We start from the raw sequence: 22,755 nt of genomic DNA on the forward strand, positions 1-22,755 counted from the left end.
ACCTGCGGGGTTAACCCGCAAGCCATGCAATCAAGCGATGATTCAGTTGTTCTTCATTCAAATGCGGGAACAAAGCAGCTTCAGTCACCATGTCATAGAGGCGTTCCAGCGGTTCGCGCGGATCTGCCTTTTTGGCTTTGGCATCATTTTTGAGCAACGTCCACACATCCAGAATATACGAACGAGACTCAATCTCTTTACCTTTGAAAAAGTGTTGCAACTGTTCTACTTCTGTCAGGAAATCCTGGCCGAATCGACCGGCAACATCCCCACGAAGCAGCGCAATCTCCACCTCATACATTGGACGCTGTGTCTTGGCCTCTTTACCAATCCAAGGTGTCTCCAGAATAAATGGACGTCCTTGAAGCTTCTCATGGTTGACGATGCGGTTAATCGCCTCAAACCCGATCCAGCCAGAACCAATTGGTGTATGACGGTCCTTATGCGCACCCACAGCATTCTTACTATCATTAATATGCATTACGGCAATGCGGTCAAGTCCTACCGTACGATCGAATTGTTCCAGTACACCGTCAAAATCATTAACGATATCATATCCGGCATCATGAATGTGGCATGTATCCATACACACAGTCAGGCGCTCGTTATACGTTACTTTCTCAATGATCTGGGCGATCTCTTCGAAACTGCGCCCCATCTCCGTACCTTTGCCAGCCATGGTCTCCAGAGCGATGTTCACATCCGTCTCTTTCACACCCTCCAGCACTTCATTCAACCCTTCTGCGATCCGTCCGATCCCATAGTGGGCATCTTTGTCTGTAAATGCGCCGGGATGTAATACGATGTTTTTCACACCAATGGCATGTGTCCGACGAATCTCTTCCTGAAGGAAATCTACAGCAAGTCTAAACGTGTTATCTTTGTATGAGCCAAGATTAACAATGTACGGTGCATGGACAACGATATCTTCCATTCCACCCTCTTGCATGGCTACCTTGCCTTCTTCAATATACATGGACTCAATTGGCTTGCGACGTGTATTCTGTGGTGCACCCGTATATATCATAAACGAACTGGAACCGTACGAGGACGCTTCCTTCGTTGCACTCAATAATCCCTTGTCCGAAAAGGACACGTGGGAGCCGATTTTCAGCATTATTGATCCCCCTTAATCTGAATTATCCCTTATTCTAACGCGATTATCGAAATAAATCTAGAAATGCGCTATAATTCGGGATAGAGGCTATTTTTTACAGCTAATATGTGGAACATGGTGGGCGGAATCCGTCTTTCCGTGAAAATCAATGAACCGAGGTGATTCCGCAATGATTTTCGACTCCTACGCGATGATACTGACCAGCTATTCCCCCAGCAATTGGTTTATGAATACGATCGCATTCTGGACTTTTTTATTGCTTGGGAGCATGTGTATCGGTGGATTTTTTATGATGCGCAAGTTTTTGAAAGTGCTACCAAAAGCAGACGGAAAGTCCAAACTGGATTGGCAGAATTATTGGGTTGAAGCCAGCCGTCATTTATGGACAGATGAAGCCAAAGCTTTTTTGGATCAACTAGTGGAGCCTGTGCCCGGGCCATTTCGTGACATCGCCAAACATTCCATTGCAGCAGAGATCGGTAAGATTGCAGTTGAAGACAATGCCACGGAAGTATCGAGAGATCATTGCATCAAAGGATACATTATTGCCACACCGAAGCGGGATAATAAGTTTTTGGTAAAATTTTTGGAGAAAAACAAAATCGATTATTCCCCTTATCAACATTTGATTAAATAAAATAAAAGATGAGTTAAGTGGCATATAGATTTGGTTAATTAGATACAGATATGCTCCGTCAGGTAAGTTGTTCCCAACAGGCATTGCTTACCGTACGGGGCTGTTTGTCGATCCAACGGTATGTATCAGCGCAGTGAACTTACAGAGAGGATGTTTGATATGAAAATTGCCATTTGTGGAGGTACCGGATTTGTAGGAGGAGCACTTGTAGATTACTGGCTGCAAGCCGGGCACCATGTGAAAGTTATTACACGAAAACTGCCTGACTTGCATAATCCAAGTAAAAATCTTACATATATATCGTGGGAACAAGTCGAAGAACAACCTCACTTGCTGGAAGGTATGGACGCTCTCGTTAACCTTGCCGGAGAAACGCTGAATCAACGATGGACAACCAAGGCGAAGCTGGAGATTGTTGAATCCAGAGTCACGACCGTAGCGCGGGTAGCCCGATTGGTGGAATCCCTGGAACAAAAGCCGGAAGTCGTCGTTCAGGCTTCTGCCATGGCCATCTATGGAACCTCTCCTAACGAAACCTTTGACGAAAGCAGTCCGCAAAAATCAATGAATTTCCCGTCCCGGGTCTCGGAACAATGGGAAGTTGCTGCAGATGCAATCAAAAATGTAAGACTCGTTAAAATCCGGGTAAGTCTGGTTCTTGGACATAAAAGAGGTGCTTTTCCATTGATGAAACTTCCTTATATGCTGGGTGTTGGTGGCAAGATCGGCAGTGGCAAGCAATGGACTAGCTGGATTCACATTATGGATATCGTAAGACTCATTGATTTTAGCATTCAAAATAAACAAGTGTCAGGTCCGGTCAATGCTTCCTCACCAAATCCTGTTACCAATGATGAATTCGGTCGTACAGTCGGTAAAGTGTATCATCGCCCTCACTGGTTCCCCGTACCCAGCTTCCTGATTAAAACCTTGGTCGGAGAACTATCCGTTGTCGTACTTCAAGGGCAGAGAGTCATTCCGCAAAAAGCTCTCGACCACGGATTCCAGTTCACCTTCCCAACCTTAACCCAGGCACTGGAAGATCTGAAACACCGCGGCTTATCTGACTGATTGAACTATGCCTTATCCAACTGACCGATAAGTGTAGACTGATTCTGCAAGTGTAAATGTGTCTCCATTCGCCAATGGATACTCCTTATACGGAGCAAGAATATTGCCCTGAAGAATGGTGCCATTGACGGAACCCAGATCCTTAATCACATAGCCCGATTTGTTCCGGCTCAATTCCACATGAGCACGGGACACGCCGGTCGCTGTGTCCACCCACTGAACCATGTCTGCTGATCTTCCGATGACAAAAGATGCACCTTGCACATCCATTCGTTCATGTTGGTCACTGCTTCCAGATCTTCGTTCAAGATAATAAGACGCCATCACCGGGCCTGCCCCTGTAACATTACCTCCACTCAGATTCTGCAAATTCACGGTTGCCTCCGCAACTACATCATGTCGGATTACCTCTGAAGTTGAAGCTATCGTTTCTACCTGGTGCTGAACGAACGGTGGTTCGGATTGTTCAGGTGTCATATGCAGACTTTGAAAACGGGAATGCTCGCTACCACCTTCTGAGGCGGATGCAACCATTTGGTTTATGCGTTCCTCTTTCCTATCAGCTGTATTCCAGCGCCAACTTTCCTGAAATTGTTCCTCTTCATCTTCCATTTGCTTGCCTTTGTTCTTACCTAAATTGAATGAAAAAGACCGCTTATTCTCTGAGTCATTATGAGGGCTTCCCTTGCGCTTCCACGTCCATCCTGCTACACCAAGCAAGCCAAGGCTGAGTACCATGCACAGGATCATCTGTGTCTGTCCCGGTTGCTCCATGTAAATAAATCTCCATACCAATGCCATGGCAACCATGCAGCCCAATATGATATAGGTTACTTTGGAAGATCCAGGCTTCTCCTCCACTTCCATATCAACACGCTCTAGCGAATCATACGAGTTACTTCCTCTCTTATCCATACCGTTTGAACTCTCTAATGGAAATTGCTCAGGTGAGCGCTTGCCTGGAAAGGTTCGAGATCTCACCGGAATGTCTTCCACCTCAGATTCACTCTTATTGTGCGGCTGACGGAAATTTAGTTGCGGCCCCACAGCAGCATTTTGAATGGGAGCACCGGGTTGATATGGCCGAGAAGTACCAGTGGCTAGCCTGCTATCTCGCTCAGAAATTGACGAATGAAGATCACCTCTTGATTCATTCGGTGTGTCCAAAGTTCTGGACGAGAGAAATGCTGCGCCTCCTCCATTCTCTTGCTCGTCAGCGTATAATTCCAGCAGAAGCTCTCGTAACTGTCTGATATCCCAACGTTCGTTGTCACATAACTGCAGAACACGCTGAATGCCTTCTCCCTGTAGTTCCTGTACATGTGCCATCAGCCTGATCACCAGCTCACGGAATTGCTGAGGTGTTGGATCAACTTCGACCGTATCCATGATTGGTACATATACCATCCCAAGTTCACCCTGTTCGAATGAACCATTGATGAATAAGTACTCTTCCTGGATCAATAATTTACGGGGCTCCAACATGTACTGTCGGCATTCCGTGAAGGCATCAGCTAGTTGGAACAACAAACCATACAGAACACGCAATTTGATTTTGCTTGACTTTAACATCTGGGATAACATCTTGTACCCTGATATGTCGTACTGCAAAGTTACATTTCGATCGACTTCCCGAATATGAACAGGAAGAAGTCGCGGAATTTGATTGGAGGACAACATCCCCATCTGTACCCGGCTTAATTCCTCCATTCGTAACCCTTCTGCTTTTTCCAAAACCATGAAAGCCCCACCATTACGAATAAAATCTCTCGTTAGTCCATACATGCCAATCCTCTCTTTCCATTGCTATTCTCAAATTTTTCGACTCCTTCACTTAAGGGAAAAGTCCTGAGACAAGCACCGTGATAAATCCAGGTAACACCGCCAGCATAAACGGAAACTTCAATGTCTTCTCTTTGTTTACCAGCTTGAGCGAACCGAGCATGAAAAAATCTGCAAGACTACCTGCCATGCCTCGAATTCGTTTCGCTGAATCTTTACGGAATAGAAGTATTACTAGACCAATTGCGCCCGCGTACAAAACGGAGTAAATAATGACATGAATGCCAAAAGTAAGTCCCGTCCATGCACCAATTCCACCAAACAATTTCACATCTCCTGCCCCTACGGCTCCAATCGCATACATCAGAAACAAAATGCCAAAACCTGCTGCAAATCCAGCGGCTGAAAACAAGAAACCATCCCAACCTCCCCATATGATATGGGCCAATACGCCAGCAACAGTCACGGGTAAAGTCAATCGATTTGGAATTTTCATGGAACGAATATCTGTAATAAAAGCTGCAATGACGTATATGCCACAGGCAAAGTAAAACCACTCCACCTCCATCATCCCCTTCCTTATTTTCTGGAGGCCACATTAAACGTAGTCTCCGTCTTGGCACCGTCCCCTGTCTCGACAACAAAACTCCATGTTCCTTCTGTTGTCCGAGTACCAACAAACCAGTTCCATTCAATAATTCCATTCTCATCTGCGGTAGCCCAGCCGATGTGCTTCGCAGAACTTTCACCTGACTTGTAAAATATCGTTAAGTTGGCTGTCGCTCCTGGTTCTACCTTCACCTTGATCGTTGCATTGTTGCCTATGTATGCCGGGTCAGGCTTCGACAGCACCGATGCTGAACCCGCATTATCTCCGTCTCCTGCGCTGCCATCTGATCCTTCTCCGGTATCTCCAATCCATACCCGTTCTGCCGCAGCAGCCTGAATCCGTAGCGGTTTACTGAGAAAGGGGACTTTTACCGGCAATTCATAACTCAGTTCAATTCGGAAATATGGATTTGTTTTGTTTTTAAGATCAGGGATGGAGATACCATTCACATGCACACGTTCCATATCCAGAAGAGTTGGTTCAATGAATGGTTGAAGCAGGGGTTTTACCATGGGATCAAGTACGGTTTCCAAGACGGATGTCTTGATCTCCTGTAGTGGCTGTTCACCACTGGCCGCAGCTGAACGTACCCAATCACTTAATGGCTCGGGTAGAGAAGATGCATAACCTTCTGCCCATTCCGTCAGAGATAACTCTGGTATCTTCCAACCCCCTCCAGAACCTTCTTCTCCGGCAGAATCAGAAGGTGTGAATGCAAGGGAAACGGGATATATTTTCGTTGATAACTGCTTCACCGTTTCACCCGCTGTGCTTTGTAACGCTGTGGAGATTAGAGTCATTTGCACTATGAAGATGAGAAACATGATAAAGAACAAGAAGACAGGTAACACTAGTGAGGCTTCCAGAACCATGCTACCCTGTTCCTTTTTCGGAGAACATATCTGCTTTTTGAGAGACTTCAAACGCTGCAATCTGATTATTCTTGTTAAACGAATCTGAAATTGTGCGCTATCTTTTTCGTAATGTTGCTGCTTGTCCATAATCCCTCCACCGAAACGATCCTAATTATTCAATAGGAATAATCCGCCTTCCGCTCAATGAAAAATCGCCCATCTTCAACCTGGTCCGCACTACCCATAACTGCACCTATGCTTCTAACCACCCCTGGTAAAAACCACAGCTTGATGCTACTACGCATGTTACCCGAAGCATACGTCTGTTTCTCATCTGGATTCACACCGGTATTCAATCGAATTAGCGCCAGCATTCTGGACATTTTGCGTTCATTGTTACTATGCATCAATAGGAACAATCGGAGATGGTCCCTGTACGACAGTTTGACTTTGATATACTTGGACAATTCCACACTGCCCTCTTTTGCTAGTTTCACCATATCCGCGATGGCGTTTGTAATCCCGTATAAGATTGCCGCCGATAATACCAAAAGTGGATTCCCCAGCTTGCTGTGCTCAATTAACCCTTCTGCCGTCCGAATAGCCAGCCGCATCCCAAATATCTCCGCATATGCCGCAGCGATGTTACCCGAAGGATTGTGAAACCCGTAAACGATATACTCCAGTTCCTGATTCTCCAGTTTGAAGACATCACCAGCATCTCCACCACCTTCAATCCAGGTAAATAACTGACCAAAATCCATGGAATTGAAATAGGCTAAAGCATATTCATTCTGAAATAATTCGTCGCCAAGACTGTCCAGCAGACCGGACATCCCACTAAACAAACTGTCCATTCCCTTCATGGCATCGCCACCAGAGTCATAGGGATCACCAGCAATCTCTGCCTTTTTGGCTTCCTCACGACTAGCCTCGTTAAAAGAAATATTAGCGTTGTAATATTCCTCCAACTGTTTGAAAGCGTCCATGGACCCCGAACTTCCATTCTGAATCTGCGACAACATTCGTTTGACTTCCTTCAATTTCCCTTTGGATTCTTTGTCATTCGCTTTGCGCTGGGCATCCGACCCACGACCACTCTCCAGCTGCTGTTTACTCTGTTGGATGAGATTGGCAGGACCGCTACGTACATAGGTGTCCATATATCGTTCCGTAACCTGACTTGACTGTCTGACCGCCGGTTTAATCGGAACACCGCTCATGGCCGTGACACTGCGAAGCTGTGTATTCAATTCCATGTTGTCTCTTTTGACGTTAGAGAAGTCCGAATTCTGAGAAACAACCCGTGCCTTCAACTGATCAAATAGGCTATCTGCCCTCACAAGCTCCGAAGCGAGAGAACGTGTGCTTTTGGCTTCACTGCCTGATCCAGTAGATGAAGGACTCGTCCCAGGCAAACTCGAGTTGCCCACGTTGTCATAGCTGGCATTCTGTGAACGGTTCTCCCCCTCCGCAATCACACGTTTCATTTCCTCATTAATCTTGCGTGCTTCTTCGATTTTGGACTGTGCTTCCTCCAGCTTTGTTTGATGGGTCTGTAACGCCGGTTGTATGATCATGCTGATGCCTGTCACCACATTACCAACACCCGTCCGATAACGAGCCAGTTCCAATATGTATTGTTGCTCTCTGAACGGCAGTCCCTCATCTGCCTGTTTCTTGTTCAGATAATCTGCATAACGTGCTGCTGCCTCGGCAGCTGTCTCTGGTGTTTCTTCCAACATTTCTTCATAGATGGCTTGTGAAGGCCGGTCCATGATCAACTTTGGAAGATTCTTCAGTTTCTCCGCGGATTCCGTCTGATTGGCAATGGCTTCGTCCAGTAGTTCTTCACGTTTGTCATATAACTTCTGTAATTTTTTCAGCAAGTCTACCGTATGCGCGGCTTCCTTCATCTCATCCGATATCGGTTTGAACCGATTGATCACTTCAAGGGTAAAATCAACCGGAGCCCGATACTTCATGTCCTCCTGAATCTGGCGATTAAATATATCGTATCTGCCCAGTTCACGCTCCATGCTCAGCGAAGTTGTATCCCACTTGATATCCAGAATGGGGAATCCATCTTTTACAGCTGAAGGCTTCACGCTATCATTCAACACTTTAGCCATAATTGCATCCCTGCTGCTGTCCCCATACCCGAATAAACCATACTCCCGGAGTGATGTGTCATAGGCTGACATGACGGATCTCATCGCAGCATGAGTCATGCGTTCGGTCTGCACCTTGAATGCCGCTATACGAGCGTAATCAATAAATATTGCTACAAACATATAAACTCCGGCCAATATTAATATTAAAAAAAGGGTTACGGCTCCCGACTCACCGTCTTTTTTTCTAAACAGCTCCGCCCTCCTCCTTTTCTCACTTTTTGCTTTTGCCAAAATGCTGCACAACCTGTCCGGCTTCTGCCGCTGTACTGGTCGCCGCACTGCCTTTGCCTTTAAACTTGGCTGCGTAATAACGGACCAGATCTACCGTTCGAATGAATTCAACCGGTTCAACAACTGCGGACGATCCTTGAGTGAGGACACGTTTACCTGAATCGAACAAAAAAGAAGGAAGAGGCAAAGAAATTACTTGTTCCAGCTTGGTTGTTACTTTCCGCTGAATCAGAGAATTCTGATACTCAATCATCCCTTTCATAGCTGAGGGCATATGCTGCACCGCTTGTGCTAATTTCTGTTCCGAGAGATTGCCGCCTTCACCAGCAGGTATAGAAACGCTAACCTGATTATCCGCTCCCGCCCAGCCAAACAGCGCTCCAAGCATACGATCGTCCGTGAGTCTCCAGTACAGATTGTCATGTTCTCCAACAACATATTCACCTGTCATCGCCTGCTTATGGCCGTTGTCCCAGCTATATGCTGCACGTTCGGAAGCTGCATAGGCGTGTTGATTCAGGAATGTCTTTTGATACATGTACATGGTAAAGAAGAGCAACAACACAAGAATAAACAGTACAACAGGGAAGATCAGGGAGGCTTCAACGGTGAAGCTCCCTTCTTCCTTTTTGAACTTGTTATTCGAAGAATTCATTACTTTTATTACTCACATTAGTTAACAGTCTTTCTACCAATTTTTTAATTTGGTCTTTAAAAATCAAAGCAATAATGATAATAACCCCGATAATCAGAATCAGCTCCAACGTGCCGAGTCCGTCCTCTTCTTTCCAAAATGCGCTTACCTTGTTTTTTAACACTTCCATCATCTCAATTCCTCCTACATATTCATCATCATAAAAGCAGGTGCCCCGATCATGACCACAATCGTAAAAAATATCAGTACCATCGGAAACACCAGTTTGGAAGAAGCCTGTTCTCCCTTCGCCCGACTGACAGCCTTGCGTTTCTCCCACAACACATGTGACAGATCCCGCAGCGCCAATACAAAGTCACCTCCCCCACGCCGGAAATTCAGCAGCACCGTTGTCGTAAAAATCGTCACTTCCTGTACACCGCAGCGGCGACTGAACTGTTCAAATGATTGTTGAAACGAGTAACCATTATTCCAATCTCCCACCGTCTTTCTGAGTTCGTTGTACAACGGATGATTCCGTTCACCCTGGCTTGTGACACAGTGAACGATAGCACGTTGCACGGTCTCCCCTGCGCCAACCAGCAGTACAATTCGGTTCAGCAGCTCAGGCAGTTCCATAAGAATATCCTGGTCTCTTCGCTGCACCTTCGTATTGAGGTCTTTGTAGAGCGCAAAAGGCAACGCTGCACCGAGCGCGAGCCCACCTACCATACCTCCGATGCCCATATCTCCAACGAGTGATAACAGGCAGCCCACCAGCAGCATGAGCCACGTGTAGGTCAACATTTCAGCGCAATACAGCATCGTTTTCTCTCCACTGTGCTGTATGCCATACATTTTCTGAATGGCATGTTGCATTCGAAACATGAGCACTGGCAATCTGCGTCCAATCTCAAACTTGTCCAATATAAACAGGAAGGGGCCATGCAATTTTTTCAGTCGTAATCCTTCCATATCCAGCTTGCGCAGATGCCGGTAGGTCTGTCCCCGGGTTCGATCCAGCACCAGCCATCCCGCTCCGAGCATCCCTGCGACTATAACGGGAAGCAGCATCTTTTCAGCTCCTTATACTTTGATATCCATAATGCGATTAATCCACAGATAACAGCAGGCGAGTACTGCCAATGCACCACTAGAGATGAGGTACCCCATCCCGCTATATAACGGCTCCATAAAGTCCTTGGCGGTCAGATTGAGGAATATCAGAAAAATAAATGGAGCGGCAAACATCACCTTTGATTCGAATTTTTTCTGCGATACCGCGACCATAATATCCTGCTGAATGTCCAGCTTCTCACCAATCACCGCAGAGGTACGACGCACAACCTCAACCAGATCCCCGCCAGTTCGTTTGCACGTAATGAACACATCTGCAAAGTTCGTAATATCCTCAATCTGAGACCGATCCGAAAAATCCTGTAGTGCCTCTTCGATTGGTTGTCCATACTCCATCCGTGTCCGCAATATCGTGAACTCACGAATCAGATCGGTATCCGCTTCCGGGTTCAACATCCGCAGATCCTCTACGGATTCCTTGAATCCATTTTCCACCGATTTTCCTGCGGCCAGTGCCGAAGATAACGCATATAATGCTTGCTTAAAATGTAAACTGAGTGTCATTCTTTTTCGTTCCAACAGCACTTTAGTCCAATGTTTTGGTACCCATATGCAACCCGCAGCCAGGATCGCTCCAGCCAACCAGTGATGGTAGAACAGAATTCCGATGCCAAAAAACAGCAGACCACTAATCAGCATACAGACCATTCGTTGTCTCCGGGAAAGCGTATATACGGTGTAATCCGTCAACATCTGTCTGGCTTCACCCAACAGTAATCACCTTCCAATGGCTTTAATTCACGTTGTTATCTGACAAATCTTTTTCAACACTATATTGTTCTATGTATCCATCCAGCCATTCCCCGAGCCCAGCCATCTGAATTTTATCCACCTGATTCAAATTTCCAACCTGTACTAACCCGCCAATAATTTTGCCTTCACGCTCTTCTTGTTCATGGAAACGAAACAGTGGATTCAGCATAACCTCACCGTCCTGCATGCCAATTACTTCACTAATCTCTGTCACCCGCCGTGAGCGGTCTCGTAGCCGGGACAGATGTACAAAAATATCGATTGCTGAACTAATCTGCTGCCTTACAACCGCAATAGGAAGATCTGCACCGCTGAGCACCATCGTTTCGAGTCTGCTGATCATGTCCGAGATGGTATTCGCATGCCCTGTAGACAATGATCCATCGTGGCCAGTGTTCATGGCCTGTAACATATCCAGCGCTTCTGCGCCCCTGACTTCCCCAATCACAATCCGGTTTGGACGCATCCGTAAGGAAGACTTGATCAGATCCCGAATAGATATCTGCCCCTTGCCTTCGGTATTGGCATTCCGCGTTTCCAGTGATACCAGATTCGGTACCGTAACAATCTGTAACTCAGCCGAATCCTCAATGGTAATAATCCGCTCATCGGCAGGGATGAACTGTGATAATGCGTTTAGAAAGGTCGTTTTTCCCGACCCGGTCCCGCCTCCAATGAAGATGTTGTATTTGCTCCGTACCAATTGCTGCAATAATTCTGCCGCTTCTTCATGCAGGGCTCCCTTTTCAATCAGATCAGCCATCTTCATCGGTTCACTGGGGAATTTACGAATCGTCATCGTTGGGCCTTTCAAGGCAATAGGAGGCAACACGATATTGACCCGCGAACCATCCTTTAAACGGGCATCTACGATTGGAGAAGACTCATTCACAATCCGGTTTACCCCGGACACGATCATCTGGATAATATCCTCGAGCCGTTCCCTGGACTCAAATTCGAGGGTGATCTGGCTGACTTCACCTTCCTGCTCCACAAAAATCTCCTTGTGACTATTGATCATAATTTCCGTAATATCCGGATGATCCACAAGTGGCTGCAAAATATCCAATCCACGAAAGGAGTCAAACAATCGCTGTACCAGCGTATGACGCTCTCCTGAGGTCAGATCATCCAGCTTCGGGTCAGTGAGAACTTTGCGTTCTATCCCCTGCCACAGTTCATCATCTCCTGCGGAAGAGGTTAAATCGAGGCCAGCCCTGACTTCCCTGCGCATCATCTGAAACTGTTCTTCACGATCCAGTATTCGATTGGATGAATCCGTCATAGTGCCCACCGATCCTGCTTCTGAATTCGTCCTGTCTGCTTCAATTCTTCTTCGCCATCTTGTACCAGCATGGCACATAATCTCTTCACTTCACGTTGGAAGATCGGAGAACTAAGCATGACTTCCTCCTGACTGAGTTGCTTCCAAGAAGGGATATAGGGCAACACTGCATCCAGATGCAGATCAGGACGTGGGAGTGCATTAACGACATTGTCCCGATATTTGTTAACCACAAAGCGTGAACGCTCCAGCATACCCTCGTATAAATCTGGTTTCGTACGCTCAGCATGCTGTAACCATTGTCCCCATCGATGCATGGCAGATATATCATCCTCGACCAACCAGACAAATGCATCTGCTGCATCCAGAACCCCTTCACTGCGCCCATCCCAACCGGAATCCCCATCCAGAATCAACACGTCATATTGTCCGCAATCCGTTAAATAACGAAGCAGATTCGACGTATCCTCACGAGTCATTTGCAACAGTTCTTTCCGATTCGATAATGGCCAGAACACATCGGATTTCAGCGCTTCATGTCGGACCACATATCCATCTACGCCCTTCGATTGTATCTGTAACTGCTTACCGGATTCCTTCCTGCCCACCTTCAGATCGTATAACAGGCGGGACAATCCCGTCTCCGCATCCGGGTGACGCTGCCCACTTCTAATTAGTCCCTTTTCCAGAAACGGGAACGTGCTGTCCAGCGTCTCCAGATTAAGATAGAGAACAGCATAACCTGCAAGTCCCAATTGCTTCGCCATATGCAGGGCCACTGCCGTTTTGCCACTTCCACCCGAAGCTGATACTACACCGATGGAGAGAGTCTCTTGCCCCGGATGGTGAACCTTCTTACGGCGTGGCTGCCGGCAAGCATGCATCACAGCATCCAGCAAAGCAGGCAAGGGCTGATATTTCATCAGCCGCTTGGCCTCATCCACCTCTTCCATCCCTTCACTAAGCATTAGCCAAGGTACACCTGATACTTCTCCCCCGTTATTCAGCCAGTCATTCAGAAACTCCGTTTCCGCAATAACCAGATCCGGTAATTCTCTACCTTCTTGCTCTTTCATGTGATCCCTGAACGAATCCTCTTGGGAGAATGCCGTGAAACGCACATGAAGACCAGACGAATTTCCCTGTACATAATCAAGCCAGGCGCTAATGTAATCTCTATCCTTTGAAACCAGAACAACCTTCAGTACAATCAATTTTTCCTTCCCTCCCTGTCAAAAAGCACAAAAAAGCACCGTCCAATAACCGCATGAATATGCAGTATATGGACGGTGCTTCCGTCACGTGCTATGAATGTATGGATAATATAGCATACAATTTCTGGGGGAGCAAGGGATTTATTCTAACCCTTTTTCCCTTAAGAGTTGTACGGTGAATCGAACTCAATAATGTTACGGTCCGGATCAAGTACAAAAATCTGCGCGAATCCAGCCACACTGTCAGGTCTCGCTTCATACTCAATTCCCTGCTGCTCCAGCCAGACTATAGTCCCTGAATAACTGGTGACCCAGATCGCAAAGTGGCCGTCTGTTGTGTCAATCCCAGCCTCACGTAACGTGTGACCCTCCGGGTGCTGTAACAGATGAAGCTGCTGACTACCGATGCCATACCATGTACCTGTGGAGCGGAAAGGCGGACGTTCAATCTCCTGCATGCCCAGTAACCCCGAATAGAATTTCTTCGCGATTTCCAGATCACGTACAGCCAGACTAACATGGTGGATGTGTGCATATTCAATCATCTTTTATCTCCCCTCTTTACTTCAATATGACTATACTATAACACCTTGAACCCTGACCATAATCTCCGCTAAACAGAAAAACACCCCTGATTCTAATCCGGTAAACCTCTCGGCTCACACAGATCTAGTTCAGAGGTGCATGTTTTATTTCGCGCTATCCAATGCTTCTTGTGGAATCTTGATCTCTTCCACTTGATCCTGGTTGGAGAACGTACTGGTCATCTTCATATCCATCGTCATTTTCTGTCCATTCTGTTCCATCTCCATGACCATGGTTACGTCCGTACTTGCAGGCAAATAGGTTTCTTTGTTGATCATGTATTTCATCTTCATGCTGGTGATATTCATCTGATCAAGCATGGCTTGCATCTGGGCATCCGATCCGTTTTGCTCCATTACGGCTTTGGCCAGTTCCTTCACGTTATCACCGGATACGTCAGCGTTAATCACATAATTGTCGCCTTCTTCGGTCACTTCAGTATCTTCTTCAATCTTTTTGAATTGCTCCAATTCACCTTCGGGATTCATGCTTGCTTTCATCTGCTCAACCAGTTCCTTGGTTTGAGCTTCAGGAATCGCAACCCATTGATCCCCAACTTGAGAGTAGATTTTATCCGAAGTGATATACTGCTTCACGTTCTGAGCTTCCTGTCCCGACATTTCCATTTTCATCTCTTGATAGATCATCATTGGATCTTTGATAATATCCATCTTGAGTGATGTTTTAACCTGTTGATCCTGGGACTGTTCACCAGCATCCAGTTTCAGATTCTGATCAATGTTTGCTTCAGTTGTGAAGCTTTTCATTTCTTTGGTTGCTGCATTGGTTTTGGTAATCAATTCGTCCAAGGTAGGGATCTTTGTTTCCTGCTCTGCAGGTGTATTACCCTCGTTAGATGTTTCGTTGTTAGTCGCTGGCGGCGTTGCCGTATTATCTGTATCGTTACCGCATGCTGCTAAGCTCACTGCTAATAATGCCCCGATAAATAATGTAGTCCACTTCTTCAAGTTGTTTTCCTCCCAAAATAGATATGATCTGTAGTCATTACCCAATTATTTCCGTTATTAATCATAAAAATCGATCTTTGATCTCTGGGGTAGGCAACATGCACGCTTCATCCTTGCCAAACCAGCGATAACGGTTGCGAGCAACCCAGTTATAGACTGCATTGCGAATAAATTTCGGTACAATAATGAACACATATAACAACGGATAAGGAAACTTTAGACCTTTGGCCAATCGCAGTGCGGCGGTTGAACGTGTATAGTATTTTCCATTTTCAATCAGCACAAAGGTGTCCATACTGTCTGTCGACAAATTGCCTTTCTTCAGCAATTCCTTGGCTACATCCGATTGAAGCGATGCAAAATGATATTTTCCTTCCGGGTCACGCTTGATAATCCATTTGGTTAAGCCCTGGCAGAAGTGACAGACACCATCCACCAGTACGATGGGATGTCCCTGATGCACATCTGTTTGATTTGCTGTCATATTGGCTGCCTCCTATTGTTGCGGTTAGAGTAACTTACCCAATCTGGGCCTTCTTGTTCACTAATTCTAAATTTATTTCTAGAGGTAGTTCAAAAAGACTGAACACCGCTCTTTTTGAACACGCATTAATGGGAAATATAAAGAAAAAGAGCGCAGGCATTGTGCCCACGCTCGTATCTGTCCGACAATTACTCCGTAACTGCCTTTTCCATCCATTGGTCATCGATCATCTGTTGATGCAGGTCACTTGCCCACTGGTCCATACATTTGCAAATGAAATCTTTGCGACATACTGGACAAGGCGTTTTCTGCAGACGGCTGATATTGGTCATCTTCCATTCCGGGGAACGGGTGTAGAATACACGGCATTTTGTACCGTCTACCAAATTCATTTTGAATTCATACAATCCGTCTTCCTTGTTACCATAAGCTAATTCTAAATCTGCAATACGCGGTCTATAAGACATGGATATCACCTGTTTAATTCAAATTTGGTTCATGCAATGACACTACTCAGTACTAAGTTATATTAAAGAAAATTCAGATCAATGTCAACTCGCGCATGTCTACCCGCCAAACAGAATATCCAGAATAGTCCCTACCTGCCCCTGTTTTTTCCCTTTCAAGACATCCGGATCAAATACTTCAACATACCCGCAGGAAGCACAAGCCACGAACAGGTAGTGGTTATGCTGTATATCAAACATCTTGCTCAGGCCTGCTCCTGACATGGAAACTTCCTTAATGTTACAATCCGTGCCTCTGCATTTCGTGCACACAAATCGCCGCTCGATCATCTCTTCAATACTCATCTTCGTTCCCCCTTTATGGAATGTGTAGCATGAAGTGAGAGTGCAATTATGTAAAATAGTACGCGATCTGGCATCTAATCTCCTGCATCATATCCTTATATGAAGATCAACACAAAACCCTGCCGATTGCCAGCAGGGCTTTGTAGTCGAACATCAGGTATCTGGAATACCCTGCTCTATATGTTCCCTTTACTTACCAGGAGTCAAATCTTAAACTACGTTTAATACAACATCAATGTTGCCGCGTGTTGCTTTGGAATATGGACAGAAATCATGCGCCTTGCGGGCCAGTTCCTCTGCTTGACTGTGATCTACACCAGGCATGCTAACGTCCAGACGAACAGACAGCTGGAAACCGTCATCCGCAGGGTCTTTACCAATGGATACGTTACTTGTAACGACCACATCCTCCAATTTCACACCTGCTTTTCGTGCTACATTGGCAAGGGCACTTTCATAACATGCTCCATATCCAGCGGCAAAAAGCTGCTCAGGGTTAGTACCTTCACCACCGGAGCCACCAAGCTCTTTTGGCATTTTCAGATCATGCTTAAGCACGCCATCCGAAGAAGTCACCGAACCTGTACGTCCACCTTTAACTGTCGCTACTGCTGTATATAAAGCTTCCATTAAGAATCTCTCCCTTATCCATATAGTTTTTTTACTGCCTTCCTTTCAATTTAAACTTCTGGCTCATTTTGAAACGCAATTTTATATCTTTATCAGCTTTCACAACTTTATTATTTTCATGCATTTCAATGCTATGGCTGTATTTTCCCTAAGGTTGGGTAATATACGAAGGGGCATCTTCAAGCTACAACCGAAATCTTGTTCTGATACATAAAAGTTGCACTAGACAAAAATAATTGAAGGAGTACAATGTAACAATAAACATAAAAACTTAGATATATCATGAGCGGTTTGTACCGCATCAATATCTCCAAATCAATAATTCAAAGTCAGGTGATTATCGTATGAGTAAAAAAAATCCGTTCAACGCTCCTTCAAGAGAATCATTATCTACTGCGGGCATGGCCCCTTCCCTTGGAGAAGCACATAGTTCCATGAAAGTTCCGCAGAATGCTGCATGGTGGAAGAAATTCCTCGCCTTTGTAGGCCCAGGATACCTCGTTGCCGTAGGTTACATGGACCCCGGGAACTGGGCAACAGATATCGCAGGCGGCTCGCAGTTCGGGTATACCTTGTTATCCGTTATCCTGTTATCGAACCTGATGGCCGTTGTCCTTCAGTCGCTGGCTGGCAAGCTCGGCATCGTCACTGGACGGGATCTGGCTCAAGCCTGTCGTGAACGATTCAGCATGCCTGTTGTCATGATGTTATGGATACTGTGTGAGCTTGCCATTGCAGCCACCGATCTGGCTGAAGTCATTGGTTCTGCCATCGCGTTAAAGCTGTTATTTAACATCCCCATGTTATACGGCGTTATCATCACCGCAGTTGATGTACTCCTGATTCTTGTACTGCAAAACAAAGGCTTCCGCGCTTTGGAAACTCTCGTCATTGTGCTCATGGCGACCATTGCCCTCTGCTTCGGGATTGACCTCTTCCTGGCGAAACCCGATATGGGCGGTGTTCTCCATGGTTTTGTACCAAATGTTGAGATTCTGCAAAACCCGGCCATGCTCTATATTGCCATTGGTATTATCGGAGCAACCGTGATGCCGCATAATCTGTACCTGCATTCTTCCATTGTGCAGACCCGTCAGATCGAACAGACACCACAGGGCAAAAAAGAAGCCATTCGGTACTCGACCATGGATTCTACGATCGCGTTGACACTGGCCCTGTTCATCAATGCGGCAATCCTGATTGTATCTGCCGCTGTATTCCACAGTGCTGGTATGACGCAGGTTGCCGAGATCGCAGATGCCTATCATCTGCTGACACCTCTATTAGGTACTACGGTTGCAAGTATCCTGTTCGGTGTGGCGCTGTTAGCATCAGGTCAGAACTCTACCCTTACAGGTACACTCGCTGGGCAGATCGTTATGGAAGGTTTTCTGAACATTCGAATTCCGGCATGGCTGCGCAGACTGGTCACACGTCTGATCGCCATCATCCCGGCGGTAATTGTGACAGCCATTGCAGGAGAACATGGCACAGAAGAACTGCTCATTTTGAGCCAGGTCGTGCTGTCGCTTCAATTGCCCTTTGCTGTAATTCCCCTGGTGATGTTCACAAGTGATAAAAAAAGCATGGGTGCATTCGCCAACAAATTGTGGCTCAAAATCATCTCATGGGTCATTGCCGCGATTATCGTTGTGCTGAATGTATATCTGATCATTCAGACGATTCGGTTATTCTAATCTCCTTCTTATCGACTAAATACTAAAAAGGCTGATCAACTCCGGTATTCTATACCCAAGTTGATCAGCCTTTATTGTTGCAGTACAGCAACATATTTCTTTTGTAGTAAAACTCTAAACTCCAATAAACAATCATCTGAATCTAATCCTGATTTGGTATCAGTAACGGCAAGAGTTGATCCAATGAATCAACAGTCCAATCCGCACGTTGGTCATCCGATAATTCTGGCTGGAATCTTCCGTAACCCTGCATAATTCGAATCGTCCGCATGCCCAGATTCTGAGCAGGTATAATGTCGTTATCGATCCGATCGCCGATCATGACAGCTTCCTCCGGTTCACAACCGGCCTGTTTCAAGGCCACAGCGTATAACTCAGGGTCTGGCTTGGACACCCCTTCTTCAGCCGAACATGCCAGAACATCAACATACTTCCGCAAGCCGTAGCTCTCCAGTCTCTCTTCCGTTCCTGGACTCTGATTGGCAATAATGCCAATGCGATAATGCCGTGACAACTGCTGAAGAACGGAATCCGCTGAAGGAAAAGGACGTTCAAGATCTTTTTGAAACTTCAGCTTGTCCTGAATCTGTTTCTGGTGTCCCTCGTCTTCAACGAATGTGCGAATCGCCACTCTCATCGGCCATTGCTCATATTTTCGGTAACAGTTGGCAAACAGTTCGCGTACCGCCTCAATTTTCACTGGATACCCTAAAGCACAAGCTTCACGGACGAACTGTCCGATAATATCATCAACCGGCTCCCATTCATCCACCAGCGTATCTCCAACATCAAAAAACAACCATTTTAATCCACCTACATCCGGCACGCCAATTCCTCCTTGTAACCATAAAAAAGAAGACTCACCATCATGCATGAGTCTCCTCAAACTTCCGTTTATCGATACATTCAATTATAACAGGCACCTTACACCTGAGCAATCACAAGCTATGGCATTAACCATTGAGGAGAAAGCCAACTTCCCCATTGAGCGAATATACAATCCGGTCTGCGCCCATGCCCCGATAGATGCCCTTTGGATGGCTTTGCTCCGTAATGACGCACAGGGATTTCGATGTCCATGAACGGCAGATCTGTAAATAACGACAGGTCAGATTCAGGCTGTTTTCGAAAATAAACACGTTGCCTACGCTGCCCTGCGGCAAAAACCATTTTTGAGCTGCAGCCGTGTTCATGCGAATGACATGTTCTACTCCGATTCTACGGAGTCTGCGCTCTTCCCCTGCACTGTTGGTTAGAACGGCAAACGGCATTTTTTTGTACATCAGTAATTTGATAAATTTGCGTCCTGCTTCATTTGGAGCAGTCACTAAGATCATCTCAGTATCCATCATTCGTTCCTCCCTTGGCGTGAAAAGACAACAAAAAAGAAGCGTGGGGGACCAAGGCCTCCCGAACGCTTCTTAAAGAATCCATGGCGAAAACGCCATGAACCAGCGTACGGCTTGTTGCCTCTCCCTTTAACGCTTACGAGGTTAGCTGACGGATTCGGGCGCGAGAGTCGCCCTATTTCCGGCTGTCACCGGAAAATTCACCCCATGAATGCCTACTGTCCTGGACAGCGCATTCCGTTGGTTCCCCCGTTTTCCACTCATGAATGAATGGAAACTCAGCGATTAAAACATCGTTCGTATATCTTAAGATAAGATCGAGCGATATTATCGTTTGTTTCGTTTTTCATATACAATTTAGTTTAAATTGAAATTACGTTATGAATCATACACCCGTGCCATGACGGTGTAAAGTCCTCACAGATCACCGAATCGGCAGATTTTTGCCAATACTCATCCATAATAACGCTTACAATAAGGTTATACTCTATCCATCTCTTCAAGGCTATCTAATTCTCACTCTGACGAAAATCCCTTCGCAATTCATTCACGTATTCCGCACAACTTGCCTGTTTTGATTCTTTTAACACCATATTAGTTTTGCAATATTTAATTGCAACCAATATAATAGAAGATATAAGAGTAAATAAATGGAGGCGATTTAGATGACAGTCTACGATTACAAAGTGAATACCCTTCGCGGTCAAGAAGTTGAAATGTCCGACTACCGTGACAAAGTGCTCCTGATCGTGAATACGGCAAGCTCATGCGGCCTTACCCCTCAATTCAAAGGTCTTCAAGAACTGCAAGACAAGTTTCAAGATGCTCCATTTGAAGTTCTTGGTTTCCCAAGTAACCAGTTTGCACAGGAAAAAGGATCTTCCGACGATATTGCCGAGTTCTGTCAGATGAATTATGGCGTGAGCTTCCCCATGTTTGAGAAAATTGATGTGAACGGATCAAGCGCTCACCCTCTTTTCCAACACCTTAGTACAGAAGCTCCTGGCCTGCTCGGCTCCAAAGCAATCAAATGGAATTTCACCAAATTCCTTGTGGATCAGAACGGACAGGTCATTAAACGTTATGCTCCCAAAACAACACCGGACAAGATTGAAGAAGATATCAAGAACTTGCTGCAAAAATAATACACAGGCCACCCGTAGCCGGAAGGTAGAGCAGTATTGCCCCGGTAATGGATGGCTTTTTTTTCTCAACTTTGATGTCATACTGTTCGAAAAAGACAAAAAAAGAAGCTTTCCAATAACGGAAAGCTTCTTTTTAATCGTTCATATGATGCGGTCGAGAGGACTCGAACCTCCACGGGCATACGCCCACTACCCCCTCAAGATAGCGTGTCTGCCATTCCACCACGACCGCATGTCGTAAATAATCGGCAACAGAATTGATTATACCGGGTTCAGAACTAAAAGTAAAGTATTTTTTAATACTTCTTTTTCAGCTAGGCATTTTCATCAAAAATCGCATAATCTCGTCATCTTTACCCATGAACTGCATATTATTAGATTTGATCCCCTCTTTTTCGGTAAGAGCCGATCTTGTTGATTCATTTATATATAGTCCTTCCTTATATATGGTCCTCCCTGCACTTCGCCACATAAATAACACAGTGAGTTATATAAAATAACACAAATATTGAATTTCAAATTTAATCCATTAAATTTCACGGATACTATTGACAAAAAGCGGACATTTATGGGATGATAACTATCATATAATTCGGATTTTTAAACAAAATGCAAACAAAAAGGGATATTAATGTCACTTAAAGTAACATTTAACGAACACAGGAGGCGAATGATTGTGAACCGTGGGAATAAGCTGCTCGATTATGTCAAACTGCTTGATTCCTCTATTCAGGTTGGAGGGTTCACCCATTCCTTCGGCATGGATATCCATATCAGGGAGGGTACCATTCGTAATGCTGAAGATCTCGAATCATTCATGCGTTGTCAGTTGCATCCCAGCATCGTTCGTCTTGAAGGTATGGCCATCAAAGGCATCTATACCGCAGCAGATCACAAGGATACATGGCGGATAGCTCTGATCGACAAGCTCGTCCATGTTCAGCGAACCCCTGGAGATCTCAGAGAACAAGCTGCCGCCATGGGTAAACGATTGATCAGACTTGCACGCGCTCTGCACCCCTGGATTGAATTCAGCCAGCTCGAACAGATCTTTGCCAAATACGATTCGGTTGGCTGCCTCTCCACTGTTCACGCCTGGATTAACCACCACCTCGACATCCCGGTCGAGGAGGCGGTCCTTGGTTACCTGCATTCAGCCATGAATGCCTGCATAACCGAAGCCTCCAAAGTCATTCCCCTGAACAACGATACAACCAAGGATCTGATGGTCCGCCTGGCCACAGATCTGGAGAATGAATGGAAGACCGTCAGCGCCTCGGCTGCGGATGGACTGGCACAGCCAACCTCGATGTCCATGAAATCGTTTTTCCCCAGTTTCCATATGCTTGGAGCTGGACTTCATGCCTACAGGGCCTAATCCTCTTCCTCCTCATACCTGCTCCCCTTTATTCAGACAAACTAAAAAACACGCGGCAACCTCCTTGCCGACGTGTTTTTTGTCATTTTATTTGTTTTATTTACGTATTTACGCCATTTATCATCACAAAATACACTTTTTTCCGTCTTTTTTAATTGTTAGATGACGAATTTACGTATATAATGAAACATACAGCTCGCATTTCTAT

At 45.7% G+C, this 22,755-nt stretch carries 24 protein-coding genes, 1 tRNA gene and 1 riboswitch; of the genes, 5 read left to right on the forward strand and 20 right to left on the reverse strand.

Annotation, left to right across the window (positions count from 1 at the left end):
* Positions 1 to 10: 10 nt before the first annotated feature.
* Entirely contained in the window at positions 11 to 1,117 is a 1,107-nt protein-coding gene (locus MKY44_RS29305; protein WP_076209450.1) for a deoxyribonuclease IV, read from the reverse strand.
* Between the two features lie 169 nt (positions 1,118 to 1,286).
* Between MKY44_RS29305 and MKY44_RS29310 the strand changes: the two genes are divergently transcribed.
* Together MKY44_RS29310 and MKY44_RS29315 are read left to right on the forward strand one after the other, a co-directional pair.
* Complete coding sequence (locus tag MKY44_RS29310; RefSeq protein ID WP_253506432.1) at positions 1,287 to 1,754, forward strand: DUF2621 domain-containing protein; 468 nt, start codon at positions 1,287 to 1,289, stop codon at positions 1,752 to 1,754.
* A gap of 159 nt (positions 1,755 to 1,913) precedes the next feature.
* Entirely contained in the window at positions 1,914 to 2,825 is a 912-nt protein-coding gene (locus tag MKY44_RS29315; protein WP_036610794.1) for a TIGR01777 family oxidoreductase, read from the forward strand.
* Positions 2,826 to 2,837: 12 nt separating this feature from the next.
* On the opposite strand, the gene MKY44_RS29320 is transcribed toward MKY44_RS29315, so the two are convergent.
* The 16 genes from MKY44_RS29320 to MKY44_RS29395 all read right to left on the reverse strand — a co-directional run bounded on the left by MKY44_RS29320 (position 2,838) and on the right by MKY44_RS29395 (position 16,978).
* Positions 2,838 to 4,565: a DUF6382 domain-containing protein gene (locus MKY44_RS29320; protein ID WP_341010055.1), complete on the reverse strand. Its 1,728-nt coding sequence runs from the start codon at positions 4,563 to 4,565 to the stop codon at positions 2,838 to 2,840.
* Between the two features lie 94 nt (positions 4,566 to 4,659).
* On the reverse strand, positions 4,660 to 5,175 hold the full coding sequence (locus tag MKY44_RS29325) for an A24 family peptidase (RefSeq protein WP_341010306.1): 516 nt from the start codon (positions 5,173 to 5,175) through the stop codon (positions 4,660 to 4,662).
* An 11-nt stretch (positions 5,176 to 5,186) separates the two neighbouring features.
* Positions 5,187 to 6,218: a pilus assembly protein gene (locus MKY44_RS29330; RefSeq protein ID WP_341010056.1), complete on the reverse strand. Its 1,032-nt coding sequence runs from the start codon at positions 6,216 to 6,218 to the stop codon at positions 5,187 to 5,189.
* A gap of 29 nt (positions 6,219 to 6,247) precedes the next feature.
* A complete protein-coding gene (locus MKY44_RS29335) occupies positions 6,248 to 8,365 on the reverse strand; it encodes a hypothetical protein (protein WP_341010057.1) in 2,118 nt (705 codons plus the stop codon).
* 91 nt (positions 8,366 to 8,456) lie between these two features.
* Positions 8,457 to 9,131: a TadE/TadG family type IV pilus assembly protein gene (locus MKY44_RS29340; RefSeq protein ID WP_341010058.1), complete on the reverse strand. Its 675-nt coding sequence runs from the start codon at positions 9,129 to 9,131 to the stop codon at positions 8,457 to 8,459.
* Positions 9,115 to 9,303: a Flp1 family type IVb pilin gene (locus tag MKY44_RS29345; protein ID WP_150366477.1), complete on the reverse strand. Its 189-nt coding sequence runs from the start codon at positions 9,301 to 9,303 to the stop codon at positions 9,115 to 9,117. The genes MKY44_RS29340 and MKY44_RS29345 overlap by 17 nt, the downstream gene beginning before the upstream one ends.
* Positions 9,304 to 9,314: 11 nt before the next feature.
* On the reverse strand, positions 9,315 to 10,184 hold the full coding sequence (locus tag MKY44_RS29350; RefSeq protein WP_047842033.1) for a type II secretion system F family protein: 870 nt from the start codon (positions 10,182 to 10,184) through the stop codon (positions 9,315 to 9,317).
* A gap of 12 nt (positions 10,185 to 10,196) precedes the next feature.
* Entirely contained in the window at positions 10,197 to 10,940 is a 744-nt protein-coding gene (locus MKY44_RS29355; protein WP_341010308.1) for a type II secretion system F family protein, read from the reverse strand.
* Positions 10,941 to 10,980: 40 nt separating this feature from the next.
* Positions 10,981 to 12,285: a CpaF family protein gene (locus MKY44_RS29360; protein WP_341010310.1), complete on the reverse strand. Its 1,305-nt coding sequence runs from the start codon at positions 12,283 to 12,285 to the stop codon at positions 10,981 to 10,983.
* The gene (locus tag MKY44_RS29365; protein WP_341010060.1) at positions 12,282 to 13,499 is read right to left on the reverse strand and encodes a nucleotide-binding protein; all 1,218 of its coding nucleotides are present in this window, start codon (positions 13,497 to 13,499) and stop codon (positions 12,282 to 12,284) included. Before MKY44_RS29365 ends, MKY44_RS29360 begins: the two co-directional genes overlap by 4 nt.
* Before the next feature lie 161 nt (positions 13,500 to 13,660).
* Positions 13,661 to 14,044, reverse strand: a complete 384-nt coding sequence (locus MKY44_RS29370) for a VOC family protein (protein ID WP_341010061.1) — start codon at positions 14,042 to 14,044, stop codon at positions 13,661 to 13,663.
* A 144-nt stretch (positions 14,045 to 14,188) separates the two neighbouring features.
* Positions 14,189 to 15,052 carry a DUF6612 family protein gene (locus MKY44_RS29375; RefSeq protein WP_341010062.1) on the reverse strand — a complete coding sequence of 288 codons (864 nt, stop codon included), beginning with the start codon at positions 15,050 to 15,052 and terminating at the stop codon, positions 14,189 to 14,191.
* Between the two features lie 61 nt (positions 15,053 to 15,113).
* Positions 15,114 to 15,536 (reverse strand): thiol-disulfide oxidoreductase DCC family protein, encoded by a 423-nt coding sequence (locus tag MKY44_RS29380; RefSeq protein WP_074093994.1) that lies wholly within the window; start codon positions 15,534 to 15,536, stop codon positions 15,114 to 15,116.
* A 188-nt stretch (positions 15,537 to 15,724) separates the two neighbouring features.
* On the reverse strand, positions 15,725 to 16,003 hold the full coding sequence (locus MKY44_RS29385; protein ID WP_036610814.1) for a hypothetical protein: 279 nt from the start codon (positions 16,001 to 16,003) through the stop codon (positions 15,725 to 15,727).
* Positions 16,004 to 16,102: 99 nt separating this feature from the next.
* Positions 16,103 to 16,348 (reverse strand): zinc ribbon domain-containing protein, encoded by a 246-nt coding sequence (locus MKY44_RS29390; RefSeq protein WP_036610816.1) that lies wholly within the window; start codon positions 16,346 to 16,348, stop codon positions 16,103 to 16,105.
* A gap of 210 nt (positions 16,349 to 16,558) precedes the next feature.
* On the reverse strand, positions 16,559 to 16,978 hold the full coding sequence (locus MKY44_RS29395; protein ID WP_036610819.1) for an organic hydroperoxide resistance protein: 420 nt from the start codon (positions 16,976 to 16,978) through the stop codon (positions 16,559 to 16,561).
* A gap of 401 nt (positions 16,979 to 17,379) precedes the next feature.
* On the opposite strand from MKY44_RS29395, the gene MKY44_RS29400 reads away from it, so the two are divergent.
* Positions 17,380 to 18,675: an Nramp family divalent metal transporter gene (locus MKY44_RS29400; RefSeq protein WP_036669231.1), complete on the forward strand. Its 1,296-nt coding sequence runs from the start codon at positions 17,380 to 17,382 to the stop codon at positions 18,673 to 18,675.
* Between the two features lie 142 nt (positions 18,676 to 18,817).
* Here MKY44_RS29400 and MKY44_RS29405 read toward each other — a convergent pair whose 3' ends face one another.
* Both MKY44_RS29405 and MKY44_RS29410 read right to left on the reverse strand, forming a co-directional pair.
* Positions 18,818 to 19,501: an HAD family hydrolase gene (locus MKY44_RS29405; protein WP_341010063.1), complete on the reverse strand. Its 684-nt coding sequence runs from the start codon at positions 19,499 to 19,501 to the stop codon at positions 18,818 to 18,820.
* 127 nt (positions 19,502 to 19,628) lie between these two features.
* A complete protein-coding gene (locus tag MKY44_RS29410; protein ID WP_235193755.1) occupies positions 19,629 to 20,027 on the reverse strand; it encodes a hypothetical protein in 399 nt (132 codons plus the stop codon).
* A gap of 115 nt (positions 20,028 to 20,142) precedes the next feature.
* Positions 20,143 to 20,318: riboswitch (cyclic di-AMP (ydaO/yuaA leader) on the reverse strand.
* A 371-nt stretch (positions 20,319 to 20,689) separates the two neighbouring features.
* On the opposite strand from MKY44_RS29410, the gene MKY44_RS29415 reads away from it, so the two are divergent.
* Complete coding sequence (locus MKY44_RS29415) at positions 20,690 to 21,169, forward strand: glutathione peroxidase (protein WP_036610823.1); 480 nt, start codon at positions 20,690 to 20,692, stop codon at positions 21,167 to 21,169.
* Between the two features lie 149 nt (positions 21,170 to 21,318).
* Here the strand turns inward: MKY44_RS29415 and MKY44_RS29420 are convergent.
* A tRNA-Leu gene (locus MKY44_RS29420) sits at positions 21,319 to 21,401 on the reverse strand.
* Between the two features lie 444 nt (positions 21,402 to 21,845).
* Here MKY44_RS29420 and MKY44_RS29425 point away from each other — a divergent pair.
* Positions 21,846 to 22,547: an urease accessory protein UreF gene (locus tag MKY44_RS29425; protein WP_162158974.1), complete on the forward strand. Its 702-nt coding sequence runs from the start codon at positions 21,846 to 21,848 to the stop codon at positions 22,545 to 22,547.
* The last annotated feature ends 208 nt before the right edge of the window (positions 22,548 to 22,755 follow it).

Origin of the sequence: Paenibacillus sp. FSL R7-0026 (assembly GCF_038004485.1) — a bacterium.
Lineage (GTDB): Bacteria > Bacillota > Bacilli > Paenibacillales > Paenibacillaceae > Paenibacillus > Paenibacillus xylanexedens_A.

Excerpts from the sequence above, each read along its gene's own strand:
- MKY44_RS29310 (WP_253506432.1), top strand. The coding sequence starts at position 1,287 with ATGATTTTCGACTCCTACGCGATGATACTGACCAGCTATTCCCCCAGC.
- MKY44_RS29330 (WP_341010056.1), bottom strand. The coding sequence starts at position 6,218 with ATGGACAAGCAGCAACATTACGAAAAAGATAGCGCACAATTTCAGATT.
- MKY44_RS29335 (WP_341010057.1), bottom strand. The coding sequence starts at position 8,365 with ATGTTTGTAGCAATATTTATTGATTACGCTCGTATAGCGGCATTCAAG.
- MKY44_RS29415 (WP_036610823.1), top strand. The coding sequence starts at position 20,690 with ATGACAGTCTACGATTACAAAGTGAATACCCTTCGCGGTCAAGAAGTT.
- MKY44_RS29305 (WP_076209450.1), bottom strand. The coding sequence starts at position 1,117 with ATGCTGAAAATCGGCTCCCACGTGTCCTTTTCGGACAAGGGATTATTG.
- MKY44_RS29385 (WP_036610814.1), bottom strand. The coding sequence starts at position 16,003 with ATGTCTTATAGACCGCGTATTGCAGATTTAGAATTAGCTTATGGTAAC.
- MKY44_RS29360 (WP_341010310.1), bottom strand. The coding sequence starts at position 12,285 with ATGACGGATTCATCCAATCGAATACTGGATCGTGAAGAACAGTTTCAG.
- MKY44_RS29410 (WP_235193755.1), bottom strand. The coding sequence starts at position 20,027 with ATGATGGATACTGAGATGATCTTAGTGACTGCTCCAAATGAAGCAGGA.
- MKY44_RS29340 (WP_341010058.1), bottom strand. The coding sequence starts at position 9,131 with ATGAATTCTTCGAATAACAAGTTCAAAAAGGAAGAAGGGAGCTTCACC.
- MKY44_RS29390 (WP_036610816.1), bottom strand. The coding sequence starts at position 16,348 with ATGAGTATTGAAGAGATGATCGAGCGGCGATTTGTGTGCACGAAATGC.
- MKY44_RS29355 (WP_341010308.1), bottom strand. The coding sequence starts at position 10,940 with ATGTTGACGGATTACACCGTATATACGCTTTCCCGGAGACAACGAATG.
- MKY44_RS29395 (WP_036610819.1), bottom strand. The coding sequence starts at position 16,978 with ATGGAAGCTTTATATACAGCAGTAGCGACAGTTAAAGGTGGACGTACA.
- MKY44_RS29325 (WP_341010306.1), bottom strand. The coding sequence starts at position 5,175 with ATGGAGGTGGAGTGGTTTTACTTTGCCTGTGGCATATACGTCATTGCA.
- MKY44_RS29320 (WP_341010055.1), bottom strand. The coding sequence starts at position 4,565 with ATGGTTTTGGAAAAAGCAGAAGGGTTACGAATGGAGGAATTAAGCCGG.
- MKY44_RS29370 (WP_341010061.1), bottom strand. The coding sequence starts at position 14,044 with ATGATTGAATATGCACACATCCACCATGTTAGTCTGGCTGTACGTGAT.
- MKY44_RS29315 (WP_036610794.1), top strand. The coding sequence starts at position 1,914 with ATGAAAATTGCCATTTGTGGAGGTACCGGATTTGTAGGAGGAGCACTT.
- MKY44_RS29350 (WP_047842033.1), bottom strand. The coding sequence starts at position 10,184 with ATGCTGCTTCCCGTTATAGTCGCAGGGATGCTCGGAGCGGGATGGCTG.
- MKY44_RS29380 (WP_074093994.1), bottom strand. The coding sequence starts at position 15,536 with ATGACAGCAAATCAAACAGATGTGCATCAGGGACATCCCATCGTACTG.
- MKY44_RS29345 (WP_150366477.1), bottom strand. The coding sequence starts at position 9,303 with ATGATGGAAGTGTTAAAAAACAAGGTAAGCGCATTTTGGAAAGAAGAG.
- MKY44_RS29400 (WP_036669231.1), top strand. The coding sequence starts at position 17,380 with ATGGCCCCTTCCCTTGGAGAAGCACATAGTTCCATGAAAGTTCCGCAG.